19 protein-coding genes are annotated in these 21,895 nt (G+C 63.3%); 10 read left to right on the forward strand and 9 right to left on the reverse strand.

What is annotated here, in order from left to right:
- Positions 1–81: 81 nt before the first annotated feature.
- A complete protein-coding gene (locus tag AC6H0R_RS07275) occupies positions 82–831 on the forward strand; it encodes an SDR family NAD(P)-dependent oxidoreductase (protein WP_497580690.1) in 750 nt (249 codons plus the stop codon).
- A gap of 3 nt (positions 832–834) precedes the next feature.
- Here the strand turns inward: AC6H0R_RS07275 and AC6H0R_RS07280 are convergent, their stop codons facing one another.
- The gene (locus AC6H0R_RS07280) at positions 835–2,046 is read right to left on the reverse strand and encodes an exo-beta-N-acetylmuramidase NamZ family protein (protein WP_497580691.1); all 1,212 of its coding nucleotides are present in this window, start codon (positions 2,044–2,046) and stop codon (positions 835–837) included.
- A gap of 61 nt (positions 2,047–2,107) precedes the next feature.
- Between AC6H0R_RS07280 and AC6H0R_RS07285 the strand changes: the two genes are divergently transcribed.
- Positions 2,108–2,407 (forward strand): YMGG-like glycine zipper-containing protein, encoded by a 300-nt coding sequence (locus AC6H0R_RS07285; protein WP_497580692.1) that lies wholly within the window; start codon positions 2,108–2,110, stop codon positions 2,405–2,407.
- 73 nt (positions 2,408–2,480) lie between these two features.
- Here the strand turns inward: AC6H0R_RS07285 and AC6H0R_RS07290 are convergent, their stop codons facing one another.
- The 4 genes from AC6H0R_RS07290 to AC6H0R_RS07305 all read right to left on the reverse strand — a co-directional run bounded on the left by AC6H0R_RS07290 (position 2,481) and on the right by AC6H0R_RS07305 (position 7,234).
- The gene (locus AC6H0R_RS07290; RefSeq protein WP_497580693.1) at positions 2,481–3,254 is read right to left on the reverse strand and encodes a LamB/YcsF family protein; all 774 of its coding nucleotides are present in this window, start codon (positions 3,252–3,254) and stop codon (positions 2,481–2,483) included.
- A gap of 24 nt (positions 3,255–3,278) precedes the next feature.
- Positions 3,279–4,268, reverse strand: coding sequence for a 5-oxoprolinase subunit C family protein (locus tag AC6H0R_RS07295; RefSeq protein WP_497580694.1), 990 nt, complete (start codon positions 4,266–4,268; stop codon positions 3,279–3,281).
- Positions 4,265–4,996 carry a 5-oxoprolinase subunit PxpB gene (pxpB, locus tag AC6H0R_RS07300; RefSeq protein ID WP_497580695.1) on the reverse strand — a complete coding sequence of 244 codons (732 nt, stop codon included), beginning with the start codon at positions 4,994–4,996 and terminating at the stop codon, positions 4,265–4,267. The genes AC6H0R_RS07295 and pxpB overlap by 4 nt, the downstream gene beginning before the upstream one ends.
- Positions 4,997–5,074: 78 nt before the next feature.
- Positions 5,075–7,234 (reverse strand): KAP family P-loop NTPase fold protein, encoded by a 2,160-nt coding sequence (locus AC6H0R_RS07305; RefSeq protein WP_497580696.1) that lies wholly within the window; start codon positions 7,232–7,234, stop codon positions 5,075–5,077.
- A gap of 338 nt (positions 7,235–7,572) precedes the next feature.
- Between AC6H0R_RS07305 and AC6H0R_RS07310 the strand changes: the two genes are divergently transcribed.
- The 5 genes from AC6H0R_RS07310 to AC6H0R_RS07330 all read left to right on the forward strand — a co-directional run bounded on the left by AC6H0R_RS07310 (position 7,573) and on the right by AC6H0R_RS07330 (position 13,076).
- Positions 7,573–9,177, forward strand: a complete 1,605-nt coding sequence (locus AC6H0R_RS07310) for a peptide chain release factor 3 (RefSeq protein ID WP_497580697.1) — start codon at positions 7,573–7,575, stop codon at positions 9,175–9,177.
- Between the two features lie 101 nt (positions 9,178–9,278).
- Positions 9,279–9,794 carry a retropepsin-like aspartic protease family protein gene (locus tag AC6H0R_RS07315; protein WP_497580698.1) on the forward strand — a complete coding sequence of 172 codons (516 nt, stop codon included), beginning with the start codon at positions 9,279–9,281 and terminating at the stop codon, positions 9,792–9,794.
- 39 nt (positions 9,795–9,833) lie between these two features.
- On the forward strand, positions 9,834–11,093 hold the full coding sequence (locus AC6H0R_RS07320; protein ID WP_497580699.1) for an HD-GYP domain-containing protein: 1,260 nt from the start codon (positions 9,834–9,836) through the stop codon (positions 11,091–11,093).
- 172 nt (positions 11,094–11,265) lie between these two features.
- Complete coding sequence (locus AC6H0R_RS07325; protein WP_497580700.1) at positions 11,266–12,444, forward strand: PAS domain-containing sensor histidine kinase; 1,179 nt, start codon at positions 11,266–11,268, stop codon at positions 12,442–12,444.
- Positions 12,441–13,076, forward strand: a complete 636-nt coding sequence (locus tag AC6H0R_RS07330; protein WP_497580701.1) for a response regulator — start codon at positions 12,441–12,443, stop codon at positions 13,074–13,076. The genes AC6H0R_RS07325 and AC6H0R_RS07330 overlap by 4 nt, the downstream gene beginning before the upstream one ends.
- Before the next feature lie 63 nt (positions 13,077–13,139).
- Here AC6H0R_RS07330 and AC6H0R_RS07335 read toward each other — a convergent pair whose 3' ends face one another.
- Positions 13,140–13,841, reverse strand: coding sequence for an alpha/beta hydrolase (locus AC6H0R_RS07335; protein ID WP_497580702.1), 702 nt, complete (start codon positions 13,839–13,841; stop codon positions 13,140–13,142).
- 549 nt (positions 13,842–14,390) lie between these two features.
- Here AC6H0R_RS07335 and AC6H0R_RS07340 point away from each other — a divergent pair.
- The 3 genes from AC6H0R_RS07340 to AC6H0R_RS07350 are packed head-to-tail and all read left to right on the forward strand — an operon-like array spanning position 14,391 to position 18,287.
- Entirely contained in the window at positions 14,391–15,683 is a 1,293-nt protein-coding gene (locus AC6H0R_RS07340; protein ID WP_497580703.1) for an aspartate aminotransferase family protein, read from the forward strand.
- The gene (gene doeA / locus AC6H0R_RS07345; RefSeq protein ID WP_497580704.1) at positions 15,680–16,915 is read left to right on the forward strand and encodes an ectoine hydrolase; all 1,236 of its coding nucleotides are present in this window, start codon (positions 15,680–15,682) and stop codon (positions 16,913–16,915) included. Before AC6H0R_RS07340 ends, doeA begins: the two co-directional genes overlap by 4 nt.
- Position 16,916: 1 nt before the next feature.
- Entirely contained in the window at positions 16,917–18,287 is a 1,371-nt protein-coding gene (locus tag AC6H0R_RS07350) for an NAD-dependent succinate-semialdehyde dehydrogenase (protein WP_497580705.1), read from the forward strand.
- A 9-nt stretch (positions 18,288–18,296) separates the two neighbouring features.
- Here AC6H0R_RS07350 and AC6H0R_RS07355 read toward each other — a convergent pair whose 3' ends face one another.
- The 3 genes from AC6H0R_RS07355 to AC6H0R_RS07365 form a co-directional block, all read right to left on the reverse strand.
- Positions 18,297–18,767 carry a PH domain-containing protein gene (locus AC6H0R_RS07355; protein ID WP_497580706.1) on the reverse strand — a complete coding sequence of 157 codons (471 nt, stop codon included), beginning with the start codon at positions 18,765–18,767 and terminating at the stop codon, positions 18,297–18,299.
- An 11-nt stretch (positions 18,768–18,778) separates the two neighbouring features.
- Complete coding sequence (locus AC6H0R_RS07360) at positions 18,779–20,110, reverse strand: NAD(P)H-dependent oxidoreductase (protein ID WP_497580707.1); 1,332 nt, start codon at positions 20,108–20,110, stop codon at positions 18,779–18,781.
- A 153-nt stretch (positions 20,111–20,263) separates the two neighbouring features.
- Positions 20,264–21,877 carry an AAA family ATPase gene (locus AC6H0R_RS07365; RefSeq protein WP_497572664.1) on the reverse strand — a complete coding sequence of 538 codons (1,614 nt, stop codon included), beginning with the start codon at positions 21,875–21,877 and terminating at the stop codon, positions 20,264–20,266.
- Positions 21,878–21,895 lie beyond the last annotated feature (18 nt).

A 21,895-nucleotide genomic window follows, 5' to 3' on the forward strand; every position in this document is an offset into this window, starting at 1 on the left:
GCCCACATCTGCCATGGTGGTTGCGCTTGGCCAACGCTGATCAGGCCCTAAGATGTGCAGCTCGAACCCGTGAGGACCTCCATGAACCCGCTTGCCCTCGTTACTGGCGCCGGCACCGGCATCGGCCGTGCGCTTGCATTGACCCTGATCGAGCGTGGCTGCGACGTGCTGGCTGTCGGCCGCCGCGCCGCACCGCTCGAATCGCTCGCCGCCGAACACCCCGGCCGCGTCACGGTGCTGCCGCTGGATGTGGCTGCGGCCGATGCGCCGCAGCGTGTGCTCGATACGCTCGGTGAGCGTGCCCCGGCTTTCGTGGTGCACAACGCCGCCACGCTGGAGCCGGCCGGGCCGCTGGCCCAACTCGATCGCGCGGCGTTCAGCGCGCATCTCGAAACCAATCTTGCCGCGCCACTGTTCCTCACGCAGGCACTGTTGCCGCGTCTGGCGCATGGCGCGCGCGTGCTGCACATCTCGTCCGGTGCCGCCCATCACGCGCTCAACGGATGGGGGCCGTACTGCATGTCCAAGGCTGCGCTGCACATGCTCACGCAGTGCTGGAATGCCGAGCTGAAGGCGTGCGGCGTACTGGTCGGCAGCGCACGGCCAGGCGTGGTGGATACGCCGATGCAGGCGGGCATCCGCGCGCTGGCGCCCGATGCGTTCCCCGACGTCGAATCCTTCCGCCGGCTCAAGTCCGACGGCGCGCTGTTGCCGCCGGAGACCGTGGCGCGCTTTCTGGCGTGGATGCTGCTCGACGCCGATGCCGAGCAGTTTTCGGGCGCCGAGCGCGATGTCCGCGATGCGGATCTCGCGCGGCTGTGGCAGCGCTGACGCTCAGTACAGCAGGAAGGGGCGTCGCGTTTCGCGCCAGGCCTGTTCGTCGCGCACGGTGATCGCGTCCAGATCCTCCGCGCGTGACGCCGGGTCATCCACCCACTCGCGCAGCAGCGGGCTGCCGTTGATGAGGTCGATGGCGAGCCTGTCGTGCTCGTATTCGTAGGGAAAGTCGCGCCACAGCGGGTAGTCCGGCGCGAGCCGGCGCACGGCCTTGAAGGCCAATGCCTGCAGCCGCCACGGGCGGAAAGCGCTGTGGTCGTAGGCGGGCAGGTCGACGTGAATCTGCACGCCACTGCACAATTTTCCGGCGTGCTTGTGGAAGGTGGGTTCGAACCAGCAGGGGCGCAGCACACAGCCGGCCAGCCAGTGCGGAGCGAGGCTGTGCATGGTGGCGATGATGGCTTCCGCGTCGATGTCCGGTGCGCCGAACAGTTCCAGCGGGCGCGTGGTGCCGCGGCCTTCGGACAGCGTCGTGCCTTCCAGCATGACGGTGCCGGCATAACAGCGTGCCATCGACAGGTTAGGCGCGTTGGGGCTGGGGTTGATCCAGCTCCGCTCCTGCGGCCAGCCGAAGCCTGGCGCGGCTTCGGGCTGCCAACCCTGCATGGTGATCACCTGCAAATCAACATCGAGCTTGAGCTGCGCGACGAACCAGCGCGCCAGCTCGCCCATGGTCAGGCCGTGGCGCATCGGCATGGGCCCGGCGCCGACGAAGCTCTCCCAGCCTTCGCGCAGCGTCAGACCTTCCACCGGCCGGCCGGCCGGGTTGGGGCGGTCCAGCACCCATACGCTCTTGCCGAGTCTGGCGGCCTCCTCCAGCACATAGCGCAGCGTGGTGATGAAGGTGTAGATGCGGCAGCCCAGGTCCTGCAAATCGACCAGCAGCACATCGAAGCTGTCCATCATGCGCGCGGTCGGGCGGCGCACTTCGCCATACAGGCTGAACACGGGGATGCCCAGACGCGGGTCGATGAAGTCGCCTGACTCCACCATGTTGTCCTGCTTGTCACCGCGCAGGCCGTGCTGCGGGCCGAAGGCGGCGCTCAGGCGAATCTCCGGCAGCGCCGCCAGCGCGTCCAGCGCGTGCGTCAGATCGGGTGTGACCGAGGCCGGGTGGGCGAGCAGCGCGACGCGCCGGCCGGCCAGCGGGCGGCGCAAGTCGGGGCTGGCGAGAAGGCGGTCGAGACCGGTCTGGAAGCTGTGATTCATCGGGTTCGCGTAGTGGCGGACGAAAGCCGGCATCTTAGCCCGAGGCGCAGGCGGCCATGGCTTGAAACACATTCATACCGAAGGGTTGCAAATCGCCGCGCCCCCGCGCCTAGGATCAAGCTGTGTTCGCACCAAGGAAATCACCATGAAAGCAAAAGCCCTGATTCCCCTGTTCGCCGCAGTCCTTATGGCGACCGGCTGTTCAACATGGGATGGCATGTCCAAGCGCGAAAAAAGCGCGGCGGTGGGTGCCGGCGTCGGCGGCGTGGCTGGCGCGGTGCTGACTAACGGCGGCGTGCTCGGCACCATCGGTGGCGCTGCGATTGGCGGTGTCGTCGGTGACCAGGCCGGAAAGAAATAGTCTCCCCTCAGGCAGTCTCCTCCCTTGCACCTTCGGGTGTCAGTTGCAACGCGGCCTTCGGGCCGCGTTTTTTTCAGCCGAGGGCTTTCAGCTCAGGCAGGGCCACCAGTTCGCAGCCGGCCCGCTCCAGCGCGTCGCGCACGGCATGCGCCACCTCTACGCCGTGCACGTTGTCACCATGCACGCAGATGCTGTGAAACGGCACCTCCAGCTTGCGTCCGGTGATGGACACTACGCCGCCGGCATCGAGCATGCGCAACACGTGGGCCACGCAGGCAGCCTTGTCGGTCAGCACCGCGCCGGGCTGGCTGCGCGGCACCAGATGGCCCTGGTCGGTGTAGGCGCGGTCCGCGAAGATCTCGCCCGCCACGCGCAGGCCGACGTTGCGACCGGCGATGTCGAGCTGCGAGCCGGCCGGCGCGAGGAGGATCAGCGCCGGGTCGAAAGCCTTCACCGCCTTGACCACGTTCAGCGCCATCCCTGCGTCTTCGCTGGCCATGTTGCTCATCGCGCCATGCGGTTTGACGTGCGTCATCGCCAGCCCCTCGACGCGCGCCATGCCGGCCAGCGCGCCGAGCTGGTACAGGATGATGGCCTGCAGCTCGTCGGACGGAATGTTCATACGCCGCCGCCCGAAGCCCTGCAGGTCGGGGAAGGATGGATGGGCGCCGATGCTGACGTTGTTGCGCCGCGCCGCGTGCAGCGTGCGCCGCATGATTTGCGGGTCGCCCGCATGAAAGCCGCAGGCAATGCTGGCGCTCTTTACGATGGTGAGCATCGTCGCGTCGTCACCCATCTTCCAGGCACCGAAGGATTCACCAAGGTCTGCGTTGAGGTTCAGTTGCATGGGGCGTCCTGCTGCGTCGTGGTGTCAGTCATTTTCCGGATATAGCGCGGCGAGGTCGATCCCCTCGGCGGTGAGCCGACGTAGCTTCGCCAGCCGTACCTGTAGCGCCGCGTGCGCCGCCCGCGCGGCGGTCTCGCCCGTGGCGGCGTCGACGCACGCAAAACGCACCGTCTCACCCGGCTTGCGCGTGGCCAGCCGTTGCAGGTCGGCCGAAATCACGGTGGCGATCTTCGGATAACCGCCGGCGGTCTGCGCATCGGCCAGCAGCACGATCGGCTGGCCGTGGCCCGGTACCTGGATCGTGCCGGGCACCACCGCGTCCGACACGATGTCGTGGCTGGCCGCGTCACGGTGTTGCAGCGCCGGCCCTTCCAGCCGCATGCCCATGCGGTCAGCGGCCAGGCCGATGCGGTACTCGGCGGCGAGAAAGGTCTGCCACGCCTCAGCCGTGAAGTGATCCGACTGCGGCCCGGCGACGACGCGGATGGGGGTGTCGTCCGGGGCCGGTGCGTCATCCAGCCGCCACTCCGGCTGCATCGCCGCCGCTGCACACTCGATGCGCGCGCCGGCCGCAAGCCAGTTTCCGCCCAGCCCCGAGCGCGTGTGTGCCGACGCACTGCCGAGCACGCTCGGCACGGTGATGCCGGCCACTGCGAGCAGCGCCACGCGACCGTCGTGGATCGCGCGCACGCGCAAGGTCTCGCCTTGCAGCAGACGGAGGCTCTGCCACGCAGGGGCGTGCCGCGTCATGCCGCCCGCTTCGATGACCAGCTCCGCATCTCCGGCCACCGCCACGCGCACCGCGTCATCGCCCGCCGTGAACGCCTGCCCGCCGGAAAAGCACTCGATGCCCGGCGCTCCGTCGGCATTGCCGACCAGCCGGTTGGCAATTGCCAGCAGGTCTGGCGCCAGCGTGCCGGACCATGGCACGCCGATGCGCCGATGGCCGAAGCGGCCCAGGTCCTGGATGGACGCCGCTGTGCCGGTGGCCGTGATGATCAGCCCCGCGCTCATGTGGCGGAGTCCAGAAACGCATCCGGCGAGAGCTCACCCGCCGCCAGCGCTTGTGTAATGCGTGCGTGCTCGGCCGCATCGACCACCTCGAAACGCACTCGGTCGCCCGCCACGAGCAGGGCCGGTGACGCACGCCCCGCATCGAACAACGGCACCGGGCAATGCCCCAACAGATGCCAGCCGCCCGGGCTCTGCCACGGGTAGATGGCGGTCAGTCCGTTGGCAATCGCCACACTCCCGGCCGGCACCGCCACGCGCGGCTCGGCCCGGCGCGGCAGGCGTAGGGCTTCGGTCACATCCCCCATGAACGGAAAGCCCGGCAGAAAGCCGAGCATGTACACCACGTATTCACGCCCCGCGTGCGCCTCGATCACCGCATCAGCACCGAGGCCGCAGCGCCGCGTTACATCGGACAGGTCGGGTGCAAAGTCACCCTCGTAGCAGGCCGGCAGTCGCCAGCGGCGGGCCGGCGCTGCGTTGCTTGCAATGTCCTGTGCCAGCAGCGTCTCAAGTGCTGGCAGCAGCTCGGCTCGCGAAGTCGCTAGGGGGTCGAAGATGATGGTCAGCGAACGAAAGCTCGGCACCGTCTCCACTATTCCCGGCAGTCCCGCCGCTGCACACGCGTGGTCAAGCGCCGCCACCCTCGCCAGCAGCACCGGATCAATGGCGTTGCCGAATTCGATCGTGATCGCGCGGTCGCCGAGATCGAGAATGCGGGGTTCACTCATCGGCTGATTGTATGAAAGGGCTTGAGTTCGCGCATTAGGGAACGCTAGTTGTTCGGACGCGGTAGCTGACTTGGGAAGTCACTGACGATAGATAGAGCCATCCTTGCCGTAAATGCACCGTTCCTCGACTACTGCGCGCCAGGCTGCCTTGACGGGATAACACATAGCGTTATCTGCCAAGCGCTTCACAGCGTGCTCCTTCAATACGGCAATAGGAACAAAGTTCTCCAGCATCTGACGCTCCTCCGGTAACCGATAGCTTTGTCCCTTGTGGCTGTCGAAGACTGCTTTGAGCATGGTCTCAACAAACTGGTCCAAGGTTGGATCGACGCGCTGAATTGCCTGAAACACAGCCTCGCAATGCGAAGGCGCTAGCCGCGACAAAACCCACAGAACAAGGTGAGGGGAGAGCTTTTCGAAGAGTTCGCTATTCGTAGCCGCGCGTTCGACGTTCTTGGCGAATGCAGCAAGGACTCGCTTACGACTGTCTTCTGAAACTTTGAGCGGGAGATCGTCTTCATGATCCTCCGTAGGGGAGTTCAGGGCCAATATCTGTGCCGCTACCGACAAAGCCACTTCGTCGCTTACGATACATTCCGTCAAGCGCTGTGAAGCTTCTTCATCTACGCGTTTGGCGATTTTTCCGATTGTATGCGCGGCAATATACTCAGATCGCAGAGCGAAAATATCCTCACGCTCTTTTGACCGAAATGCAAAAGGTTCTTCCTCCACTATGCGAGCGACAGCTATTGCCAAATCTTCAACGTCGATAGTGACATCGCTCGTTATCCTCTCTGCCATGCTGCCCAACTGACTGACGAAGTCGGTGCAGTTATCTGGCCTAAGAGTCGCTGCAACGTCTTCCCGCTTGCTCGGGTCAAAGAGGTACCGGCTCACAAGAACTAAACTTACATCGTCGGGCCGGACACTGAGTTGCAGCGCCACAAGCAACCGGTCAGGATGCGCTAGATGCCCTTCGCCAAATTTGATGCGATTTAGGGTGAAAGCTCTGTCTGCTTGGGCAGTCTGCGGGAAAAGCCAATGCACCACATCTCGGACAGACTTTGCATTCGCACATCGGTCTATGGCGGCATCTCGTTTCTTTGCGTACTTCTGGACTACCTCCTTGGAGTCATGAATCTCTATACGTGATCCAGGTCGCCGGCCGACAAACGCCTGTGGCGTTTGACTGAGGAACTCGAAAACAGGGGGCGCCTTGATCATCAGGCTCGCTAAACCAAGAATGTCAGCCAAGTGGATTTCACCCCGTAGTCCCGGTTCGATTGAGCTGACGACATCGAACAGTCGAATAACATCGCGTGGCTGCTCAATTAATTCACTTAACCCATGATGGAATAGCGACCCAAGGCGCTCATCTCCCTCACTGAAATGGGCGTCCCGTGCCTCCTTTGCCAGCCTTCCCAGTGCGCTGTTCATGAGCGCGACACGCTGTGGGAATGAGAGCGGAGGAACTGGTAGTCTCACCTGGACTAACTTATCAAGATAATTCGTTGCAAAAGGCACACTCAAATTTTCTAATGCGGCGCTGACATATTTCTCGTCCCAGGCCAATACGTAGCCGACGTTCGGAAGGTCACCCACGGTCTTGACTATGCGGACCATCTCATAGGCTTCGGTTGGGTACAGGCGATCAAGGTCATCAAGCAACACAACGATGCGTTGGGGGAATTTTCGCAGAGCCCCCTCCAGCGCGTCTTTTCTTGCTTCGATGTCGGGTGTCTTGTAGTTAAAGACAGCCTCGCCAGCATTGCCAACCGACTCGACCACGGCTTTGACAATGCTGGCCCAGGGCTCGGCGCCTGGAATGAGCTTCAAAACATCGAATGCCTTCGAATAGGTTTTGAGCTCCTTGGCGACTCGCCTTCCCTCTTTTCCGTAGTCCGTAAGCTTGACTGCCTTCGCGATACTCGCCAGAAACTGCCTCAGCAAAGCGTCTCGGTTACCGATTAACCATGGATTGAAGTGGACAACCACCGGGCGCTCGTTCGCGGGCTTGGTGTTTAGCAAATCCTCGATCATCGCCAACATTGATGTTTTGCCGCTACCCCATGCTCCTTCCACCGACACCACGAGACCGGCTTCTGGAGAAATGCGTTGCAAAACATCAGCTACTCGACAAGCGAACTCGCTTCGATCAAGCGAATCAGCTTTAAGTGCCATCCCCGGTCTAAGTGGGCGGTCCAGCCGGAGGTTATTTACGTCTTCTACTTGAGTCATCTCTTAGGCCTCGCTACTTGATGTACGTACCAAGAAAAGCTACTGGGCTGGCTGTTCCTTGCAGATGTAGTCGCAGCATCCAGACTCTGGTTCTGCGGCGGTGCAAGATCTGGCGTTATCTAGGCGGTGGGATTGGTATTGCTGAACGCGATTTCCAAATCGCGATCCGCAAAGAGCCTAAAACATACACGACATCATTGGTCGCTTTCGCGCAACGCGCTGTAGTCCTGCACAGACCTGCGTGAGTCGTCTGCAATTGCTTGATAGAATTGCGCCTTCGCCGCCCGAGGCCTCGTAGCTGGCTTTTCCCGGGCGGCTCACTTTTTGTGCAGGTCCGCATGTCCGCCACTCCTTTTCCGCCCGAGCTCGTCGAAGACGTCAAGAAGCGTCGCACCTTCGGCATCATTTCCCACCCTGACGCGGGCAAGACCACGCTGACCGAGAAGCTGCTGCTGTTCGGTGGTGCGATCCAGCTCGCCGGCACGGTCAAGGCGCGCAAGAGCGCACGCCACGCCACCTCCGACTGGATGGAGGTGGAGAAGCAGCGCGGCATTTCGGTGACCAGCTCGGTGATGCAGTTCGAGTACGCCGGCCACACCATCAACCTGCTCGACACACCGGGCCACCAGGACTTCTCGGAAGACACCTACCGCGTGCTGACGGCCGTGGATGCGGCGGTGATGGTGATCGACGCCGGTAACGGCGTGGAGGCGCAGACCATCAAGCTGCTGGAGGTGTGCCGGCTGCGCAATACGCCGATCATCACCTTCATCAATAAGCTCGACCGCGAAGTGAAGGAGCCCTTCGATCTGCTGTCCGAGATCGAGGAAGTGCTCAATATCGAGTGCGCGCCGATCACCTGGCCGCTGGGCATGGGCAAGCGCTTCGGCGGCGTGTATCACCTGCTGACCAACAAGCTGCTGCGCTTCGTGCCGGGCGAAGAAAAACGCACCGAGGCAGAAGTGATTGAAGGTCTCGACAACCCGCGTCTGGATGCCGAATTTCCGAATGAAGTCGGCCAGTTGCGCGACGACGTCGACCTGCTGCAGGGCGCGTCCAACCCGTTCTCGCTGGAGGACTTTCTGGCCGGCAAGCAGACGCCGGTGTTCTTCGGCTCCGGTATCAACAACTTCGGTGTGCAGGAGATCCTGCAGGCGCTGCTCGACTGGGCGCCGCCGCCGCAGCCGCGTGATGCCGGCGCGCGCATGGTCGAGCCGGCCGAGGCGCCGTTCTCGGGCTTCGTGTTCAAGATCCAGGCCAACATGGACCCGCGCCACCGCGACCGCATTGCCTTCTTCCGTATCTGCTCGGGGCGCTACAGCTCGGGCATGAAGGTCAAGCATGTGCGCGCAGGGCGCGAGATGAAGCTCGCCAACGCGCTGACCTTCATGGCCAACGAGCGCGTGCACAAGGAAGACGGCGTGGCTGGCGACATCATCGGCATCCACAACCACGGCCAGCTGCAGATCGGCGACACGCTGACTGAAGGCGAGAACATCGGCTTCCGCGGCATTCCGTACTTCTCGCCGGAGATGTTCCGCGTGGCGCGGCTGCGCGATCCGCTCAAGTCCAAGCAGCTCGAAAAGGGCCTCAAGGAGCTGGGCGAGGAAGGCGCCATCCAGGTCTTCGAGCAGGAAGGCGGCAACCTGCTGCTCGGCGCGGTCGGCCAGCTGCAGTTCGAGGTGGTCGAGCAGCGCCTGAAGGACGAGTACAAGGTCGACGCCATCTTCGAATCGGCCGAGATTTACACCGCGCGCTGGCTGACTTTTCCGGACGAGGTCACGCGCCGCAACTTCGAGCGCGAGCAGATCGCGCGTCTGGGCAAGGACATCGACGGCAACCCGGTGTATCTGGCCAGCACCCGTTACAACCTCGACGTGACGCGGGAGAAGTGGCCGAAGGTATCTTTCCACGCCACACGCGAACACGGCGAGGTGCTTTGAAGCGACAACGCCGCCCGCGGGCGGCGTTGTCATGACGCTTGCGTTGAGGCCACTGCCTCGCTGAGCATGAACGCCCGCCATCCCTCGTCGGTCTGACCCGCATGGACGATCCCCGCTCCACCCGCCGCCTCGGTCGCGGCATGATGTGGCTGGCCAGCCTGGCGCTGCTGGGCGTGCTGTGGATGGCGTTCGACGCCTATCTGCAGCGCAGCTGGAACCCCAACCGCAACCTCTCCGTGCAGTCCAGTCAGAACGAACTGGTGCTGCAGCGCAACCGCGCCGGCCACTACGTTGCACCCGGCACCATCAACGGCCAGCGTGTGACGTTCCTGCTCGATACCGGCGCCACGCAGGTGTCGGTGCCCGCACATCTGGCGGATGCCCTGGGGCTCACGCCGGGCGGCGCGGCGCGGGTGGTGACGGCCAACGGATCGGTCACGGTGCGCACCACCGTCATCGACGAACTGGGCCTGGGGCCCTTCCGCATGCGCCAGGTGGCCGGACACCTCAACCCCGGCTTTGACGGCGATGAAATCCTGCTCGGCATGAGCGCGCTCAAACATCTGGAGTTCACGCAGCGCGGCGAGACCTTGATTCTCAAACCTTTTACCCAGTAGGCGCGTTAGACTAAAGCATTAGCACTTTCTGATTCTTCCATGAGCGCGCGCCGCCCTCCTCATCTGAAACGCATCCCGATCGCGCATCTTGAGGTCGGCATGTATATCCACGAGATCTGCGCTCACTGGTCGGCACATCCCTTCTGGCGAAAGTCCTTTCTGCTCGAACGGAGTGACGATCTCGGCAAGCTGCGCGAGCACGGCATCGCCGAGGTATGGATCGATACCTCGCGTGGCAAGGACGTGGCCCCGCAAGCTGCAGAGGTGATTGTTCCGGATGAGTTCGACGATATCGAGCGAGGGCACGTGCCTGGCGTTCAGCCGCCGGTCGTGTCGGCGAGCGTTGAGCTTGGGGACGAAATGGCCAACGCGGCGCTCGTATGTTCCCGCGCCAAGAAGGTCGTGCTGGCGATGTTCGCCGAGGCGCGTATGGGCAAGGCGGTGGATACCGAGGCAGTCGATAGTCTCGTGAATGACATTTCCGACTCCGTGCTGCGACACCGCGGAGCATTGATCACCCTGGTTCGTCTCAAGAAGCAGGACGAGTATTCCTACATGCATTCCGTGGCGGTATGCGCGCTGATGATCGGGCTGAGCCGTGAGTTGGGGTTGCCGGAAGAAGAGGTGACGCGCGCCGGACGTGCTGGTTTGCTGCACGATCTCGGCAAGGCCGTCATGCCGCTTGAGGTGCTCAACAAGCCCGGCAAGCTGAGCGACGCGGAGTATGCCGTCATGCGCGAACATCCCCAGCGCGGCTTCGAGCTGCTGCGTGAGGCAGGTGAAGTCGACGAGTTGGTACTCGATGTGTGCCTGCACCACCACGAACGTGTCGATGGCACCGGTTACCCGCACCGTCTCCGCGAGGGCGACATCAGCGAATACGCACGCATGGGCGCAATCTGCGACGTGTATGACGCGGTCACCTCCAACCGCCCCTATAAGGCGGGTTGGGATCCCGCGCAGTCGATCCAGCGCATGTTCGAGTGGAAAGGGCATTTCGACGACCGGCTGTTGCACGCGTTTGTGCGCTGTGTCGGAATTTATCCTCCTGGCTCGCTGGTGCGTCTCAGCTCCGGCCGTCTCGGTATCGTCCTCGAGACGAATGCCGCTTCCTTGCTGACACCCCGTGTCCGGGTGTTCTACTCCACCCGCTCGAACAGCCGCATTCTCCCGGAGACGGTTGATCTATCCAGTCGTCACTGCAAGGAGAAGATTGCCGGCAGTGAAGACTCGGCAAACTGGCAGTTCGACGACCTGGACGATCTGTGGCTGGCCGCGACCAAAGAGTCCGCCAAGTAAGCGATGCATCTACGCACCAATTCGGTGCGGATGTGCCTGTTTGAGCCGCAAGGCTGACTTTCACATCGTGTCCAGAAACCCGGGCAGCGGCCTCGGTAGCGCGTTCACACGCTGCGGCTGCGACGGGAACCGTTCTTGCTAAAGCGTCTGCATCACGACGATTTGCAGGCCGATGTTCGCAGACCTCCACCACCTCTCGCACCACGCCGCCTGGCGCCGCCAGCTTGAACTGCTGCTGGAATCGGCCGGCGAGGGTATTTACGGCATCGACCTGAACGGCCGCTGCATCTTCATCAACGGTGCGGGGGCCGAACTGCTGGGCTACACGCCGGACGAGGTGCTGGGCCGCAACATGCACTACCTGATCCACCATTCGCACGCCGACAGTCAGCACATGCCGGTGCACGACTGCCGCATCTTCCGGGCGTTCCAGCAGGGTGAAGGCGTGCGCGTGGAGGACGAGGTGCTGTGGCGGCGCGACGGCACCTCCTTTCCCGCCGAATACGCGTCCTACCCGATCCGCGACGGTGAGCGCGTGGTCGGCGCGGTAGTCACCTTCAACGACATCACCGCGCGCAAACGCACCGAGGCCGCACTGCACGCCGCGCAGGCCGAGCTGGAGCGGCGCGTGGCCGAGCGCACGGCCGAGCTGTCGGCCGCCAACCGCGAGCTCAAGCAGACGCACGAGAACCTGCGTCGTCTGTCGGCCCACATGAACAGTGTGCGCGAGAGCGAACGCGCGCACATCGCGCGCGATATTCACGACGATCTGGGGGCCTCGCTCACCGCCATCCAGCTCGAACTCAATTTCCTGCGCAGCCGCCTTGGCGACAACGAGGCGCTGCGGGCGAATGTGGATGCGGCGCTCGATATCGGCAAGAACGCCATCGATTCGGTGCGTCGCATCCTCAACGATCTGCGCCCCGGCGTGCTTGATCACCTCGGCCTGTGGGCCGCACTCGAATGTCTGATGGACGAGATGCAGGCGCGCGCGGGGCTGAACTGCAGCTTTGTCTGTCCGGAAGAGGTCGAGCGCGTGCGTCTGGGGCGTGATGCGGAAATTGCCATCTACCGCATCGTGCAGGAAGTGCTCACCAACGTGCAGCGCCACGCCGCCGCCCAACGCGTGGCAATGACGGTGCATGCCGAGGGGCGTGATCTGCTGATCGAGGTAGCGGACGACGGACGCGGCATGACGCTACCGGCGGCGCCCACCAGTTTCGGCCTGCTCGGCATGCGTGAGCGTGCGCATTCGATTGGCGGCGCGCTGTCCATCGACAGCGCGCCGGGGCGTGGCGCCACCGTACGCCTGCGACTGGCCGGTGCGCTCGCGCGGGGGCAGCCGCGATGATCGATCTGCTCATTGTCGATGACCACATGATCATCCGCCGCGGTCTGATCCAAATACTTACCGGCGCAGCGCGCATCGGCGACATCCGCGAGGCCGGCGACGGACCCGCCGCGCTGCGTGCCTTGCGCCAGCGCGCGCCGCAGGTGGTTCTGCTGGACGTGGCGCTGGGTGACCGTGACGGGCTGGACGTGCTCAAGACCCTGCGCAGCGAGTTTCCGCAGGTGGGCGTGGTCATGCTTTCGGTGTATCCGGAATCGCAGTTCGCTGTGCGCGCCATCCGTGGCGGCGCGGGCGCCTATCTGAACAAGGGGTGCTCGCCGGACGAACTGCTCGCGGCCCTGCACAAGGTGGCCGACGGCGGCGTGTACATCACCCCGGCAATTGCCGAACTGCTCGCGCGCAGCGTGCGTGAGGGCGAAGGCAAACCGCCGCACGAGCTGCTCTCGGACCGCGAATTCCAGGTGCTGACGTTGTTTGCGCAGGGGCGTTCGGTGTCCGACATCGCGCAGCAACTGTGTCTGTCGGGCAACACCATCTCGACCTATCGCGCGCGCATCTTTGACAAGCTCGACGTGCACAGTCTGGCCGAACTGCTGACCTACGCGGCGCGTCACGACATGCTGCCGAAATAGCGTTGCGTGCCGCGCGGCCCGGCTGAAATTCTGCCCGGGCCGCCTGGATGTGTGACTTTCGGCTCAGGCCGAGGCGGGTTTCGCGTCCCGGTCGAGGAAGAAATCCACCGCCTGCTGCGCGATTTCGGGGATGAGCTTGTGCGTGCCCTCAAACGGCACGAAGCGCACGTCGTAGCCGGCCTCGATGAGCTTGGCGGCCTTGGCCTCGCCGGCGGTCGCAAAGGGTAGCTGTTCGTCCTGATAGCCGTGCGAGAGGAAGATCTTCGGCGCGCCGTGCTGCATGAACAGCGTCAGGAAGCCGCCCGACATGGCGATGACGTGGCTGGCGAGGTCGCCATTGGTGACGCCGATGAACAGCGAATAGCTGCAGCCGTCCGAGAAGCCGCCGAAAGCAAAGTGTTTTGGGTCGAGCTCGAAGTGGTCGGCGACGATGGCCAGCGCCTTGTCCAGACGCTCGATGTCCGGCCCGCTGCCGCCTATCACCAGATCCCAGGTGATCAGCAATGAGTGCGGCGCAAGGATGACGAAGCCCTCGCGCTCGGCGTGCTCGACGAAGAACTTCAGGATCTTCTCGGGGAAGCCGCCTGCGCCGTGGAACAACGTCCACAGTTTCACCGGCTGCGTGAGATCCAGGCTCTCCGGTACATAGAGCAGATAGTCGCGCTCTTCGGAAAGACCGAGGTAATGCCTGCCGGGGCCGAACGGCGGCTGAGTGGGCTTCGCGTGGGCGAACTTGAGACGGCCGAAAAGGGATAGATCGAACATGGTCCCGATTCTAGCGCGGGTGACGTGGGGCGGGACAGTCGACTGCCGCGCCGGGGGCACTTGAACCTTCTCTCTTGCGTTTGCCCGATCCGGAAGCGCAGCATGGAGCCGGGGCGCATCACAGCGCCTGTTCCGTGACGGAATGTTTCGTCGGCGGAACCAACCCGAGCAGCGGGACTCGCACTGGGCATGTTGCGCGAGTGGTCTGTTGATCGGGCTGCGGATTGATTGGTTTTGATGAAAGCGATCCGGAGCGAAGCCATCGATGCCGGGACACGACGCCGCGCGAAGCGGTGCGGGTGTTACGGGCGGGGCGGTTCGGTGCAAGCGTGCGCGGTGTTCTGCGCATGGCTGTCGGGCTCACGATCCCCTGCGCCCGCTCGCTTTTTCCTGGCGCTGTCCGCGCCATTTTCCGAATCCGAATTCCTGTTTGCGACGAATGCGTCGCAGACGGGCGTCTTGCGTCCATCACTTTGCGTAGGAGAGCGCATGCCAGCGACCGGGCATTGATGGCCCGGCTCTTGAACCGAAACACAAGGAGGAACCGACATGCAGGTATTCGAACAGTGGGAATCCGAAGTCCGTGGCTATTGCCGCCTTTATCCGACGGTCTTCGCGTCGGCGTCCAACGCGCGGCAGGTGGACGAGTCGGGTCGGTCCTTCGTGGATTTCTTCGCCGGGGCCGGGGTGCTGAACTTCGGCCACAACAACCCGCGCATGAAGAAGGCACTGATCGAGTTCATCGAGGCCGACGGCCCGGCACACAGCCTGGATATGTACACCGTGCCCAAGCGCACCTTCGTGCAGAAGTTTGCCGAGACCATCCTCAAGCCGCGCGGCATGAATCACCGCATGCAGTTCACCGGGCCGACCGGCACCAATGCCGTGGAAGCTGCGCTGAAGCTCGCGCGCCGTGTCACCGGTCGGCAGACCGTCGTAGCGTGCTCCTTCGGTTTTCACGGCATGACGCTGGGTTCCCTGGCGTGCACGGCCAACAGCTATTTCCGCAACGCGGCCGGCGTGCCGCTGGATCACGTGATCCGTCAGCCCTTCGGCTGCGAGACGCCGTGCGAAGGTTGTGATGCCGGCTGTGGTGTGGCGGCGGTGGAGCGGCTGCGCGCGCAGTTCGAAGACCCCTCGGGCGGCCTGCCGCCACCGGCAGCATTTCTGGTCGAGCCGCTGCAGGCCGAGGGCGGCGTGCATGTGGCGTCGAAGGAGTGGCTGCTGGCGGTGCAGCAACTCGCACAGGATCTGGGTGCGCTGTTCATCCTCGACGACATCCAGGCCGCTTGCGGGCGCACCGGCAGTTTCTTCAGCTTCGACGGCATGGGACTTGATCCGGACATCGTCTGTCTGGCCAAGGGTATCGGCGGCTTCGGCACGCCGCTGGCGATGAACCTGGTCAAGCCCGAGCACGACAAGCACTGGTCGCCGGGCGAACACACCGGCACCTTCCGTGGCCAGGGTCTGTCCTTTGTGGCCGGCACAGAGGCGCTGAAGTACTTCGATGACGACAAGCTGATGCGCGAGGTGCGCCGCAAGGGCGAATTGATGCGCAAGCATCTGATTGCGCTGTCGAGCGAATTCCCGCAGCGGCGCATGCAGGTGCGTGGCAAGGGCATGATGCAGGCGATCGATCTGGGTGATGGCGCATTGGCCAAGGAGGTTTCGGCCCGCTGTTTTGCCAACGGGCTGATCATCGGCGCCTGCGGTAGTGGCGGCAAGGTGCTCAAGCTGATCCCGCCGTTGACCATCCCGGATGACGACCTGGCCGAAGGGCTGGCGCTGCTGTCGAAGTCGGTGCATGAGGCCGCCGAAAAGCTGGAAAAGGTGCCGGCATGAGACAGCGCGATGACATGACCTTTCCGTTTGCGGAGTACATGCGCCGCATCGACGAGCTGCGCGCACGCATGCAGAAGCGCCTGCTCGACGCGGTGGTGATCTCGGACCCCGAGAATCTGATGTACCTGACGGATTACCAGACCACCGGCTACTCCTTCTTCCAGGCGCTGGTGGTGCCTCTGGAGCAGGAGCCGTTCATGATCACGCGGCGGCTGGAAGAATCCAACGTGCATGCGCGCACCTGGGTCGAGATCACGCGGCCTTACCCGGACACCGGTGACGCCATCCAGATGCTGGTGGAGTCGCTGCGCGAGTTTGGCCTGTCGGGCAAGAGCGTGGGCTACGAGCGCAACAGCTACTTCTTTCCGGCCTATCACCAGGACACCATCCGCACCTCGTTCATCGGCGGCCAGTTGCTCGACTGCTTTGGCATCGTCGAGGAGGGGCGCGTCTGCAAGTCGGAGGTCGAGATCGAGGTCATGCGCCGCGCCGCGGTGGCGACCGAGGCCGGCATGCAGGCCGGTATCGAGGTCTGCGCTGCGGGCGTGACCGAGAACGACATCGGCGCGGCCATCTCGTCTGCGATGTTCCGCGCCGGTGGCGAGCCGCCTGCGGTGATGCCGTACGTCACGTCCGGCCCACGCACCATGATCGGCCACGCCACCTGGGAGGGCCGCGAGGTGCAGCCGGGTGAGCACGTCTTCATCGAAGTGGGTGGCTGCTACCGGCGCTATCACACCGCGATGATGCGCACCGTGGTGCTGGGCGAACTGTCGGACTCGATGCGCAAGGCGCAGGACCGCATGAGGCGCGCGCTGTGCGAGGTCAAGGCGCTGCTGCGCCCCGGCGTGACGGTGTCGGATGCCGACAACCTGGTGCGCAACATCATCAGCGACAACGAAGTGGGTGCGCAGCTCATCACACGCTCCGGATACTCCATCGGCATCGCCTTCCCGCCCAGCTGGGACGAGGGCTACATCGTCAGCCTCAAGCACGGCAATCATCGCGTGCTGGAGAAGGGCATGACCTTTCACATCATCCCGTGGATGTGGGGCGTGGATGGCGACAAGACCGTGGGCATCAGCGACACCCTCTACATCACCGACCGCGGCTGCGAGAGCTTCTTCACGCTGGACGAGGATTTCGTGGTCAAGCCCGACGTCCGTTCCAAGGAGCCGATCGTGGCGCTGATCGCCGAGGAACCGAACAAGCAGAAACGCAAGGGAGCCTGACATGCTGCAAGCCATCGACCCCACCACCGGCCACGTTCTCCGCTCGGTCACGCCGGCCACGCCGCAGGAGGTGGAGCACACGCTCGCCGCGGCGGAAGCCGCGTGGCGCGACTGGCGCGACGCCGGCTTCGACGCTCGCGCCCGCGTGCTGCGCAAGGTTGCGCAGCTCATGCGCGAGGATGTCGACCGCCTCGCCCTGCTGATGACCGAGGAAATGGGCAAGCCACGAAAGGAAGCCGTCGGCGAGGTCAACAAGTCGGCCTGGGCCGCCGAACACTATGCCGAGCATGCACAGAGCTATCTCGCCACGCAGAAGATCGCCTCCGACGCAGCTACCAGCTACGTGCGCTACGAGCCGCTGGGCGCCATTCTCGGCATCCTGCCGTGGAACGCGCCGTTCTGGCTGGCTTTCCGCTTCGCGGCGCCGACGCTGATGGCCGGCAACACCTGCGTGATGAAGCACGATTCGCACGTGCCCGGCTGTGCGGCGGCCATCGTCGAGCTGTTCGAGCGCGCCGGCGCACCGGCCGGCGTGTTTGCCAATCTGCTGCTGGAAACCCCGCGCGCCGAAGCCGTGATCCGTGATCCGCGCATCCAGGCCGTGTCCTTCACGGGTTCGGAGAAAGGGGGCGCCGCCGTGGCGTCTGCCGCGGCTTCCGAAATCAAGCACTCGGTACTCGAGCTCGGCGGCTCGGACCCTGCCATCGTGCTGGCCGACGCCAATCTGGAAGAGGCCGCCGACGTGTTGACCCTGTCGCGCATCATCAACGCCGGCCAGAGCTGCATTGCCGCAAAACGCATCATCGTCGAGGAGGCCGTGTACGAACGCTTCACCGGGCTGCTGCACGAGCGCCTTGCGCGGCTCAAGCTCGGCGACCCGCGCGAAGACGGCACCGACGTCGGCCCCATCGCCCGCCCCGACTTGCGCGAGAACCTGCACCGGCAGGTCAGCGAAACCGTCGCGGCCGGCGCACGCTGCCTGCTCGGCGGCGAGGTGCCTGACGGACCGGGCTACTTCTATCCGGTCACGCTGCTGGCCGACGTCACCAACGACATGCCCGCAGCGTGCGAGGAAACCTTTGGCCCGGTTGCCGTGCTGATGCGCGTGGCTGACGAGGAAGAGGCCGTGCGCATCGCCAACGACACCCGCTACGGCCTGGCCGCCAGCGTATGGACCACCGCGGCCCGCGGCGAAGCCATCGCCGCCCGGCTCGAAGCCGGCCAGGTCGCCGTCAACGGCATCGTCAAGACCGATCCTCGCTTGCCCAGCGGCGGCATCAAATGTTCTGGTTTCGGCCGCGAACTCGGCCCGCACGGCATCCGTGAGTTCGTCAATGCCAAACAGGTGTGGGTGGGGCCGAAAGTGGAGTGAGGCTTCGTTTCAACGGTGGTCCGCCCCGTCCTCCGACGCCTCGTGGCGGGCCACCATCTGCGCCTGGATATCCTCCAGCGGCGCATCGAAGATGTTCGGCACGAAGTAGTCGCGCTCCACCCAGTGCGCCTGCGAAGCCTTGAACGGCCGTCCGCCCTGCCAGCGGCCCGTGCAGTTCACGATGATCAGCTTGTTCTGCTGCACCCTGTGCAGGCGCAGCGCCTTGACGTGGCGCCAGCGGATGCGCGTGCTGCGAAGCGGCGTTTCCACGGTCAGACCGTCGTCATCCAGCGTGAGGCGGCGCGGCGTTAGCGCGTACTTGGCTGCCCCCATCAGCAGCCCGATGATTCCGAGAAACACGCACAGCCAGCGCGCAAACGGATCGGGCAGGAACACGCCGATGAGCAGCACCACAGCCGAGCCGGCGAGGCCCAGCAGGTGGCGGGTAGAGGCTGCGCGGAAGACGGCATCGGTGTTCATGGCGCACCCGTTCAGCGATGTTCCATCTCCCGCCGCAGCGCATACGCCTTGGTCGTGTCATCCACCTGCACGTCGTCCCAGCTCAGGCATTCACCCTGCTTCACCGGCCGCAGTACCTTGATGTCGTGCGCCAGCCCCAGCGGCAGGCCGCCGATGGCGCGGGATTTTTCGGCGGGCAACAGCTTGCCGACCACGGTGTAGCCGCCTTCTCCGTCGAGGACTTCGCCGGGGGCGAGATCCTTCTTGGCCTGCGCGATCACGTCGGCGTTCCAGCAAGTCGCCACGCCGGTGGCTTCGCCGCGCAGCGCGACGCTGGCCACCGACATGCCCACTTCCAGTCCGATCAGGTGCCAGCGCTTGTACAGCGTGAAGTAGCGGCCCGAGGGGTCGGTGTGGGCGTTGTATTCCTCGAAGCAGTTGCGCACGTATTCGGTTTCGCCCTCCACGGTCACCCACACGCCCATGCGGATGTCGTAGGGGATGACGCGGCCGTCGGTCTCCAGGCTGGAGATGACCTCGACCATGCCCTTGCGTTCGAGGTGGCCGCCTTCCTCACGGGGGCGGGTGACGCGGGGGATGTCGGCGACGCTGGCGGGCGGGTAGAGCAGGCCGTCGCTGGGCACGGTCAGGCCCGTGGCGTTGGAGACGGCGGTGGATTCGATGGCGGGTTTGGAGCCGTCGAGGAAGCTGTTGAACATCTTGGGATTGAGGCCGCCGCGCGTGGCCTGCTCGGGCGTGAGGCCGTAGTAGCCCCACACCGTGTCGGGCGTGGATTGTGCGAAGTGCGGCAGCCATTTGTGACCGCGCCCGGCAGCCACCACCGGGAAGCCGCAGGTGCGCGCCCAATCCACCAGATCGCAGATCAGTGCCGGCTGGTCGCCGAAGGCCAGCGAATACACCACGCCGGCGGCCTGTGCACGCTGCGCCAGTGCCGGGCCGCAGAAGGCATCGGCTTCGACGGTGACGTTGACCACGTGCTTGCCGTGGGCGAAGGCGGCCAGGCAGTGATCGACCGCAGAAATGGGGTGGCCGGTGCATTCGACGATGACATCGATGGCCGGGTGACGCACCAGCGCCTGCCAGTCTTCCGCGATGTGGGTGGTGCCGTGCTGCAGCGCGGCGTCGAGCGACGCGGCGGAATACTGCTCCTCCGGCCAGCCTACGCGCTGCAGGTTGTTGCGCGCGCCGGGCACGTTGAGGTCGGCGATGCCGGCCAGATGCACGCCGGGCGTGCGCGGAATCTGCGCAACGTACATGGCGCCGAACTTGCCGGCGCCGATCAGGCCGACGCGGATCGGGCGGCCTTCTGCCGCGCGTTGCTGGAGCTGGCGATGCAGGGACATGCAACCTCCGTGAGCAGATGCCGGCGCAGCGGCCGGTGCGCGAATGATTCTAGCGGCGGGGTGAAGCGCGGGCGTGCGGGATATCGTGGAGGATAGGGACGGCCTGCAAGCTGCGCTTGCAGGCCGTCCCTATCCTCCCTTGGGTTGGGCCAATCATGCATGGGCGACATCGGATGCAAGCGTTCCAAACAGTGACATCACAAAATCAAGTGACGCTATGTCATCCATTAGCAGCCTTCTCACAGCACTCTCGTACTGATCGCGGCTCTGGAAACCAAGTTTCCGCGTAATTTCGGTAAGCATTGGCGTCTCTCGTACCGGATATCGAACAATTATTCTTTCAAGATTTTTTTCGGCTATAGATTGATTGAAAAAGGAAATTTCATTGTTCACTGCGGCAGCTACGTCGATTTCGATGCGTATTGGAATGCCCGCAGATATCTCCGCTTGCTTTGGCCAGTGTTTATCAAGTTCGTCTCGTAACGTCTTCTCGACGGCGCGTTCGCTGAGGCGTCGCACGTGTGTCGCAACCGCTACAAGAGCAGCAGATCTCGCTGAATCAACGAGAGCGTTCGCATCTTCACCGGTCACGGATGCATGGCGTATAGCTAGCTTTCTTTGAATTTCAGGGTGATAGTAGATCGATTCAACAGAATACACGTCTACGGCATAGACGCCTTTCTCTTTGAGCCGTGAAATGTCGTCTGGCGTCCGGCGGTCGTTATCCACAATTCCAAAAGCGCGTAGCCAAGCAAACTCTGTTGCGCTTCGAATACCCGAGACAGCATGATCGACTTCACGGCAGCTTGCCTTCGAAATGATGGTTACATTTGGAAAAACAAGACTATAGAGTGGCTTATCCAGACTCCGCTCATCTCCCTCAATGAATAGTAATGTTCGCCGCGCCCCAAGAATGTCCTTCTTTATCTCCTCGTCGATGCTGGATTGCGCAGGAACTACGTCGGCATCCCATGAAGTGACTGTTGTTCCGTGGTAGGTGCAGCCGCGAATAAGCATGGTGCGCGCACTAGGATTATCAAGAGGGAGCATTACGTCGTGAGTAGAGACAACGAATGCGCAGTCCATACGCTTAGCAAACAGAAGCGTCAGCAAGGGAGAAATGATCGATCTGTGAAGATGGCGCTCTGGTTCGTCAATGAGTAGCAACGTTCCGGGGACAACTGTGAGAACACTTGCAGCAATTAATAGGGCATTCCGTTCTCCGTCAGAGAGTTCCGCAACGCTATACGGAGCACTGCCGGACTTGCTTGCAAGGACTTGCTCATTTTCCTTTACCGATATCTCAATTGGTATGTTTGACAGGCGAAGCAATTCGTTGATTATTTTTATAGGTGCATCTTTCTTTGATAACGTCTTTGCCAAATCAATGTTGCCGCTGTCTACGGCGCCAGCAATATTTCGAGCCCGAATGTTTTCGGCGTCAATTAGATCGTAGATCGCCATGTTGGCTCTATGCGAGGCATAGTCATCCTTCCAGCGCGACTGTACGCGCGTATCACTAGTAGAAATATTAGTTTCCATACTTCTCTTTTCTGCCGGCGACAACGATATCGAACTTGATGAAAACCAAGTTTGTCGATGTGCGGAAATCCGTTGGGACTTTCCGTGATGCGCACTATAGAGCTTTTGCATCAGACTCGACTTTCCAGTTCCGTTTGCTCCAAGGATGAAAAGGCATTGACCAATATCGAGCCCAACTTCTAAAGAAGAGCCATTCGGCTCAGGGATCGTGAATTCAAAAGACATAATCTGAATATCTCGTAG

It is taken from the genome of Pseudazoarcus sp. NS36 (genome assembly GCF_059703705.1).

Excerpts from the sequence above, each read along its gene's own strand:
- AC6H0R_RS07275 (WP_497580690.1), top strand. The coding sequence starts at position 82 with ATGAACCCGCTTGCCCTCGTTACTGGCGCCGGCACCGGCATCGGCCGT.
- AC6H0R_RS07280 (WP_497580691.1), bottom strand. The coding sequence starts at position 2,046 with ATGAATCACAGCTTCCAGACCGGTCTCGACCGCCTTCTCGCCAGCCCC.
- AC6H0R_RS07290 (WP_497580693.1), bottom strand. The coding sequence starts at position 3,254 with ATGCAACTGAACCTCAACGCAGACCTTGGTGAATCCTTCGGTGCCTGG.
- AC6H0R_RS07295 (WP_497580694.1), bottom strand. The coding sequence starts at position 4,268 with ATGAGCGCGGGGCTGATCATCACGGCCACCGGCACAGCGGCGTCCATC.
- pxpB (WP_497580695.1), bottom strand. The coding sequence starts at position 4,996 with ATGAGTGAACCCCGCATTCTCGATCTCGGCGACCGCGCGATCACGATC.
- AC6H0R_RS07305 (WP_497580696.1), bottom strand. The coding sequence starts at position 7,234 with ATGACTCAAGTAGAAGACGTAAATAACCTCCGGCTGGACCGCCCACTT.
- AC6H0R_RS07310 (WP_497580697.1), top strand. The coding sequence starts at position 7,573 with ATGTCCGCCACTCCTTTTCCGCCCGAGCTCGTCGAAGACGTCAAGAAG.
- AC6H0R_RS07315 (WP_497580698.1), top strand. The coding sequence starts at position 9,279 with ATGGACGATCCCCGCTCCACCCGCCGCCTCGGTCGCGGCATGATGTGG.
- AC6H0R_RS07320 (WP_497580699.1), top strand. The coding sequence starts at position 9,834 with ATGAGCGCGCGCCGCCCTCCTCATCTGAAACGCATCCCGATCGCGCAT.
- AC6H0R_RS07325 (WP_497580700.1), top strand. The coding sequence starts at position 11,266 with ATGTTCGCAGACCTCCACCACCTCTCGCACCACGCCGCCTGGCGCCGC.
- AC6H0R_RS07330 (WP_497580701.1), top strand. The coding sequence starts at position 12,441 with ATGATCGATCTGCTCATTGTCGATGACCACATGATCATCCGCCGCGGT.
- AC6H0R_RS07335 (WP_497580702.1), bottom strand. The coding sequence starts at position 13,841 with ATGTTCGATCTATCCCTTTTCGGCCGTCTCAAGTTCGCCCACGCGAAG.
- AC6H0R_RS07340 (WP_497580703.1), top strand. The coding sequence starts at position 14,391 with ATGCAGGTATTCGAACAGTGGGAATCCGAAGTCCGTGGCTATTGCCGC.
- doeA (WP_497580704.1), top strand. The coding sequence starts at position 15,680 with ATGAGACAGCGCGATGACATGACCTTTCCGTTTGCGGAGTACATGCGC.
- AC6H0R_RS07350 (WP_497580705.1), top strand. The coding sequence starts at position 16,917 with ATGCTGCAAGCCATCGACCCCACCACCGGCCACGTTCTCCGCTCGGTC.
- AC6H0R_RS07355 (WP_497580706.1), bottom strand. The coding sequence starts at position 18,767 with ATGAACACCGATGCCGTCTTCCGCGCAGCCTCTACCCGCCACCTGCTG.
- AC6H0R_RS07360 (WP_497580707.1), bottom strand. The coding sequence starts at position 20,110 with ATGTCCCTGCATCGCCAGCTCCAGCAACGCGCGGCAGAAGGCCGCCCG.
- AC6H0R_RS07365 (WP_497572664.1), bottom strand. The coding sequence starts at position 21,877 with ATGTCTTTTGAATTCACGATCCCTGAGCCGAATGGCTCTTCTTTAGAA.